This is a genomic window from Cyanobium sp. HWJ4-Hawea, from assembly GCF_024345815.1.
GTDB lineage: Bacteria > Cyanobacteriota > Cyanobacteriia > PCC-6307 > Cyanobiaceae > Cyanobium_A.
Window position 1 is genome coordinate 1 of the sequence record NZ_JAGQBV010000084.1, and the last position, 6,458, is coordinate 6,458.

The following is a 6,458-nucleotide window of genomic DNA, read 5'->3' on the forward strand; positions in this document are numbered from 1 at the left end:
CCCCTCCAGGCCCCCGCAGCCGGGCCCTGCCAGACATCGACAAGGACGTGCGCCAAAGTGTGGATGGCCTGCTCAATGCGGGTTGCACCCTGCAGCAGGCCCGCGATCTATTCACCCGGGAAATCGATTGGCGACTGCGCTGTGGCGCCCGCATCCTGGTGAGTACCCCCAGGGAAGACATCGGCGCCTCGATGCTGATCGCAGAGGAGCTCACACCCCACCTGGAGGTGCCCGTGGAGGTGGTGCAGATGGAGGAGCTCGAGGCGGTGCTCCAGGCATCCAGCAACGGCACCGTGGTGACCAGCCGTTATTTTCTCCAGCCGGTGGAGGAGATCGCCAAGCGCAATGGGGTGCGGGCGGTGCCGGTGGACCTCAACGACTTCCGCCACGAGCTGGATTTACTCAAGGAACTGCGCGCTGGCAGCTGCGTGGGACTGGTGAGCATCAGCCCCGGCATCCTCAGGGCCGCGGAAGTGATCCTGCACAGCCTGCGGGGCAGCGAACTGCTGGTGATGACGGCCAGCCCCGACGGGGGCAGCCGCCTGCTGGCCCTACTGCGGGCCTCCAGCCACGTGCTCTGCGACAGGCCAAGCCTGGCCCTGGTGGAGCAAAGCCTGCGCCAAAACCGCAGCCAGCTGATGCGCATGCCCGTGGTGCACTGCGCCCAGAGCTACCTAGGGGAGGCCACCATTGATGCCCTGCGCAAGGAAATAGGGCTGCTGCAGGGGTAGGGGAAATACATCAATCAACGGCCTGCCATCTTAAGAACGACTTTGCAGGTCCGAAAGGCAATTACTAAATCTAGAGCAACGCTAAATTTCTTTAAATACCAAAGATCATAGGACAACTTAACCTCACTATCTTCAACGCTAGACGCATAGGGCGCACAAACCTGGGCCCACCCGCTTAAGCCCGGGGGCATCCAATGCCGCTTTCTGTAATGTTGAATAGATTCCTCGAGCCTATGCTCAAATTCTGGCCGCTCTGGCCTTGGCCCGATCAGGCTCATATCACCCCTGATTACGTTTATAAGCTGGGGCAACTCATCTAATCTAGATTTGCGAAGCCAGCGACCAATTTTGGTAATACGACTATCATTAATAACGGTCCAGCTGGCTGGGGCTACTGGACTAGAAACTACCATGGTTCGCAGCTTGTAGACCTCAAAAGGCCTACCCAGAAACCCGCTACGGATCTGTCTATAAAAAATTGGCCCCCTATCTTCAAGCCAGATCAAAAGAGTAGCGATTAAAATCAATGGCGACATCGCAAAAAGCAGCCCCAATGACAAAAATATATCTGCAGCCCGCTTTAATTGACGACTTAGAGAGATGGTATCGGCCCAAGGGATTTCATCTTGGCTCACATCACTCTCAGACAGAAAAGAAGGTGGCAATCGCTGAAGGTATTTCGACGCCAAGGCAATTGGGGTGGTCAGGGTGACTTCTCGCGATTCCTGAGCCCTCAGCTCCTCTAGCCAAGGAAGCAGCTTGAGATCGGCTAGCAATGCTGGCGAGATAGCCACAATCTTTGGAGATTCGAAAGCCACCGCCTCAGGCCCAGAAAGCCACTGAAGCGTGCCTCCATTCGATTGATTCCATATTTTCATGATCTCTGAAGCCTCCTGCTCAGGAGCCACAAGCAGAAAGCTAGGGTCTATGAGGATTAAGGTCGATTGTCGAATGGCAAACCTCACCAACATGGCCCAAATAGTTGCTGGCAACAACCAAGCGACCTGATGGCTGCGATAAACTATCCACACGCTTTCAGGGGGATTTACTAATCCACGCAGGATTACAACCGAAACAAGGGTGGCAATAAGGCAGAGACCGCTACGCTGAAGCAAGATCGACCGGGCCAATCTGCGCCAAGCAAGAATTGAATAGGTGCCCAGAAGCCAGTTCCAAAATAAATAAACCAAGCTGCTCGTGGCGATCCAGCCCAACTGTCCTTGCAGCGAAAGCGAGGTATGGACCAACAGTGCCAGGAGACCAAGGCCCAGGCCCAGCAAATCTAGGCATACGCACAACAAAAGCCTCAGTCGTGGGCGACTCCCAACCACAGACACGGAGCGAATTAATAAAAACTAGCTTGCTGACTGGCCTCAGCCCAAGGACCGCAAACAGGATGGACAAACCAAAAGCGGATGAAGAGATTCGAACTCTCGACCCTCTCCTTGGCAAGGAGATGCTCTACCACTGAGCTACATCCGCAGACATCGACCAAGTCGACCAGTGGATCATGCACGACGGAAGGCCCCTCGGTCAAACCCCACAAGCTCCGGCAGGATGGCCCCATGCTCAAGGCACTTCAGGCCGACCTGGCGATCATTAAGCAGCGAGATCCAGCGGCTCGGGGCACGCTGGAAATCTTGCTCTGCTATCCGGGGCTCCATGCCCTGACTCTGCATCGCTTTAGCCATTGGCTGTGGGGCAGCCGCCTGCCCCTGCTGCCCCTAACGGCCAGGCTGTTGGCCCAGTTGGGCCGATTTATCACGGGGATTGAGATCCACCCCGGGGCCCGGATCGGCCAGGGCGTATTTATCGACCACGGCATGGGGGTGGTGATTGGTGAAACGGCGGTGATCGGCAACCAGTGTTTGCTGTATCAGGGGGTCAGCCTTGGAGGCACGGGCAAGGCCCACGGCAAGCGCCACCCAACCCTGGGGGAAAACGTGGTGGTAGGTGCCGGCGCCAAGGTGCTGGGCGCGATCAGGGTGGGGGCCAACACCCGCATTGGGGCCGGCTCGGTGGTGGTGAAGGATGTGGCCGCCGACAGCACGGTGGTGGGCATTCCAGGCCGAGTGATTCACCAAAGCGGCGTGCGCATCGATCCCCTGGCCCACTCGGCCCTGCCCGATACGGAGGCCAATGTGATTCGCAACCTGATGGAGCGCATCGATGCCCTGGAAGGCGAGCTGGCCCGCACCCAAACCTGCCTGCGGGAGCTGGCGGCTGGCCGGCCACTAATGGAAGACTGCCGGGGCGCAGCCCAAAACCTCAAGGACCGGGAGATCCTTGAGTTCCTGGGCGACAATCCCGGCGTTACCAGCTGAGAGCAGCTCCCGCGCCATGGCATGCACCTCCGGATCCTTGATGTTCATGCCCGTGGGGCCGCCTGGGTAGAAATCACGGTTACTTCACCCAGGCTCACGCACCACAACTTGCTGCCATCCCCAACAAGATCCGGCGCTAACTTGCCGCCATGGATGACAAGCTGCCTGCACCACAATCTGCGCCACTGCGCGATCTGCTGCGCCAGAAGCTGGTGGACAGCTGGCAGGCGCCCCTGCCTCAACTGACCCGGCGTGACACCTGGATCCCCAGGATCCCCGGCAAAACGCTTGCCGTCATCGGCATGCGCCGCAGCGGCAAAACGTCACTGCTCTGGCAGGAAGTGGCCCGGCGGTTGGAGGCGGGTACGGAGCGCAACTGGCTGCCGATGCTGTCGCTGGAAGACGAGCGCCTGATGGCCCACAACCCAGGGGTGGAGCTGCTCGACCAACTTCTCGAGACCTATTTCCAACTGCAGCCCCAGGCTCGGCAAGCGGGAGCGCAGCGGGGCTGCCTGTTCCTCGATGAGATCCAGCGCATTCCCGGCTGGGAGGGATTCGTGCGGCGGGTCATGGACAGCGAACCGATCGACGTGGTGGTGAGTGGCTCGTCTGCGGAGATGCTCTCCAGTGAAATCGCCAGCAGCCTGCGGGGGCGCGCCATGGAGGCGGTGGTGTATCCCTTCAGCTTCCGGGAGTGCCTGCGCCACGCGGACCTGGAGCCTGACCAGCCCAGCACGCACTGGAGCAGCGCCGAACGCTCACGGCTGGCCCATCAGCTGGAGCTCTATCTGCAGTGCGGCGGCTTCCCCGAGGTGCAGGGGCTTGAGGAGCGCAGCCGCCGGCTGCTGCTGGGCAGCTATGTGGACAGCACCGTGCTGCGCGATGTAATCGAGCGCCACGCCATCCGCCAACCCCTGGCGTTGCAGTGGCTGGTGCGACAACTGCTTGGCAACGGCGGCGGCGGCTTCAGCCTCAATAAGCTGCACGGAGCACTGAAAAGCCAGGGCTTGGCGATCAGTAGAGAGCACTTGGCCGAGCTAGTTCTGCATCTGGAGAGCGCCTTCCTGATCCGCTGCGTCGGCGTGGTGGGGGGTTCGCTGCGGCGCCAGATGACGCTGCCCCGCAAGGTGGTTCCGATCGATCCGGGCCTGCTACCGCTATATGAGCTGGAGGGCCGTCGCAACCAGGGGCATGCGCTGGAAACGGTGGTGCTGCTGGAGTTGCAGCGGCGGGGTGCGGAGGTGGGCTACCTGCGCACCGGCGGCGGCTTTGAGGTGGATTTCCACGCCCGCTTCCCCGATGGCCGTCGCGCCCTGATCCAGGTGTGTGCGGATCTGAGCGATGACAGCACCCGCCAGCGGGAGCTCCGGGCGCTACTGAAGGCCCTAGAGGAGCCGGGGGCACGCGGAGCTCGGGCGATGGTGATCTCCCTTGACGCGCGGGCTCCGCAAGGCGAATGGCCAGAAACGGTGGCCTGGCACAACGCGGTGGCCTGGCTGCTGGAGCATTGATATGCGGGCTCAGCGTCAATGGCGCGTCCAGACAGAGATCAATGTCAGAGCCCGGTTGATACCGGCCCATGGCCCGCGAGCCGAACAGCCAAATCGCCTCAAGCTGGGGCTGGGCTGTGAGCAGATCCAACAGCTTGTGGGCCGGACGCTCGGGGATCCCAGGGAGAAGCGCTGTGCTGATCTCTTATGGAGGAATGCAATGACCGGCCCCCGCCCCAACCGGTAAACTGACCAAAGTGCTGGCCGACCCGCCTCAATGCTCAAGCTCCTGCTGGGTGATCCCAATGCCCGCAAGCTGAAGCGTTACCAGCCCCTGGTTTCCGACATCAACCTGCTGGAGGAGGAGATCGCGCCCCTCTCAGACGACGAACTGAGGGGCCTCACCGTGGAGTTTCGAGGCAAGCTCGCCGCCCTGCAGCTGGAGTGTCAAAACCGGGGTCTGGGCATTGAGGCCACCCTCGAGCGGGAGCGCAAGGTGCTCGATGAGCTGCTGCCCCAGGCCTTTGCCGTGGTGCGAGAGGCCGGCAAGCGGGTGCTGGCCATGCGCCACTTCGATGTGCAGTTGATCGGCGGCATGGTGCTGCACGAGGGCCAGATCGCCGAGATGAAAACCGGTGAAGGCAAAACCCTTGTAGCCACCCTGCCGGCCTACCTCAACGCCCTTTCGGGCCGGGGCGTGCACGTGGTGACGGTCAACGACTACCTGGCGCGCCGCGACGCCGAGTGGATGGGCCAGGTGCATCGCTTCCTGGGCCTTTCGGTGGGCCTGATCCAGCAGGACATGGACCCCGCCACCCGACGGACCAACTACAACTGCGACATCACCTACGCCACCAACTCGGAGCTGGGCTTCGATTACCTGCGCGACAACATGGCGAGCGACATCGCCGAGGTGGTGCAGCGCCAGCCCAACTACTGCGTGATCGACGAAGTCGACTCGATCCTGATCGATGAGGCCCGCACCCCCCTGATCATTTCCGGCCAAATCGAGCGGCCCCAGGAGAAATACCAAAAGGCGGCGGAGGTGGCGGCTGCCCTGCAGCGCTCTGAGGAGATGGGCAAGGACGGCATCGACCCGGAAGGCGACTACGAGGTGGATGAAAAGCAGCGCAGCTGCACCCTCACCGATGAGGGCTACGCCAAGGCCGAGCAGCTGATTGGAGTCCTTGATCTGTTTGATCCCGCCGACCCATGGGCCCACTTCATCACCAATGCCCTCAAGGCCAAGGAGCTTTTCGTTAAGGACGTCAATTACATCGTGCGCGTTAGCGATGCGGTGATCGTGGATGAATTCACCGGGCGGGTGATGCCCGGGCGCCGCTGGAGTGATGGCCAGCACCAGGCGATCGAGGCCAAGGAGAGTCTGCCGATCCAGCCCGAAACCCAGACCCTCGCCTCGATCACCTATCAAAACTTTTTCCTGCTCTACCCGCGCCTGGCCGGCATGACCGGCACCGCCAAAACCGAGGAGGTGGAATTCGAGAAGACCTACAAGCTCGAGGTCACGATCGTGCCCACCAACCGGCTGCGCTCCCGCGCCGATTGGACCGACCAGGTGTACAAAACCGAACCCGCCAAGTGGCAGGCGGTGGCCAATGAAACCGCCGCCATCCACAAAGATGGCCGGCCCGTGCTGGTGGGTACCACCAGCGTTGAGAAAAGCGAGCTGCTCTCGGCCCTGCTGGCGGAGCAGGAAATCCCCCACAACCTGCTTAATGCCAAGCCGGAAAACGTGGAGCGGGAGGCCGAAATCATTGCCCAGGCTGGCCGCTCCGGTGCCGTGACCATCGCCACCAACATGGCTGGCCGGGGCACCGACATCATTCTCGGCGGCAACAGCGACTACATGGCCCGCCTCAAGGTGCGCGAGCAGTTGCTGCCCCAGCTGGTGC

General features: G+C 61.4%; 5 protein-coding genes, 1 tRNA gene and 1 pseudogene. 4 read left to right on the forward strand and 3 right to left on the reverse strand.

Going from position 1 to position 6,458, the window contains the following annotated elements:
- On the forward strand, positions 1-731 hold a 731-nt coding region (locus tag KBY58_RS12590), incomplete at its 5' end, for a GntR family transcriptional regulator (protein ID WP_255004664.1).
- A 14-nt stretch (positions 732-745) separates the two neighbouring features.
- Here KBY58_RS12590 and KBY58_RS12595 read toward each other — a convergent pair.
- Positions 746-1,978 carry a sugar transferase gene (locus tag KBY58_RS12595; RefSeq protein WP_255004665.1) on the reverse strand — a complete coding sequence of 411 codons (1,233 nt, stop codon included), beginning with the start codon at positions 1,976-1,978 and terminating at the stop codon, positions 746-748.
- 163 nt (positions 1,979-2,141) lie between these two features.
- Positions 2,142-2,213 (reverse strand) — tRNA-Gly (locus tag KBY58_RS12600).
- Between KBY58_RS12600 and cysE the strand changes: the two genes are divergently transcribed.
- Together cysE and KBY58_RS12610 are read left to right on the forward strand one after the other, a co-directional pair.
- The gene (gene cysE / locus KBY58_RS12605) at positions 2,177-3,055 is read left to right on the forward strand and encodes a serine O-acetyltransferase (RefSeq protein WP_409995766.1); all 879 of its coding nucleotides are present in this window, start codon (positions 2,177-2,179) and stop codon (positions 3,053-3,055) included. The two genes, KBY58_RS12600 and cysE, sit on opposite strands and share 37 nt — an antisense overlap.
- A gap of 149 nt (positions 3,056-3,204) precedes the next feature.
- A complete protein-coding gene (locus KBY58_RS12610; protein WP_255004667.1) occupies positions 3,205-4,566 on the forward strand; it encodes an ATP-binding protein in 1,362 nt (453 codons plus the stop codon).
- Positions 4,567-4,603: 37 nt separating this feature from the next.
- Here the strand turns inward: KBY58_RS12610 and KBY58_RS12615 are convergent.
- Positions 4,604-4,696 (reverse strand): annotated as a pseudogene (locus KBY58_RS12615) (nucleotidyltransferase domain-containing protein); the annotation flags it as partial.
- 126 nt (positions 4,697-4,822) lie between these two features.
- Between KBY58_RS12615 and KBY58_RS12620 the strand changes: the two are divergent.
- Positions 4,823-6,458, forward strand: a 1,636-nt coding sequence (locus KBY58_RS12620) for a DEAD/DEAH box helicase (RefSeq protein ID WP_409995765.1), incomplete at its 3' end; no start/stop codon positions are given.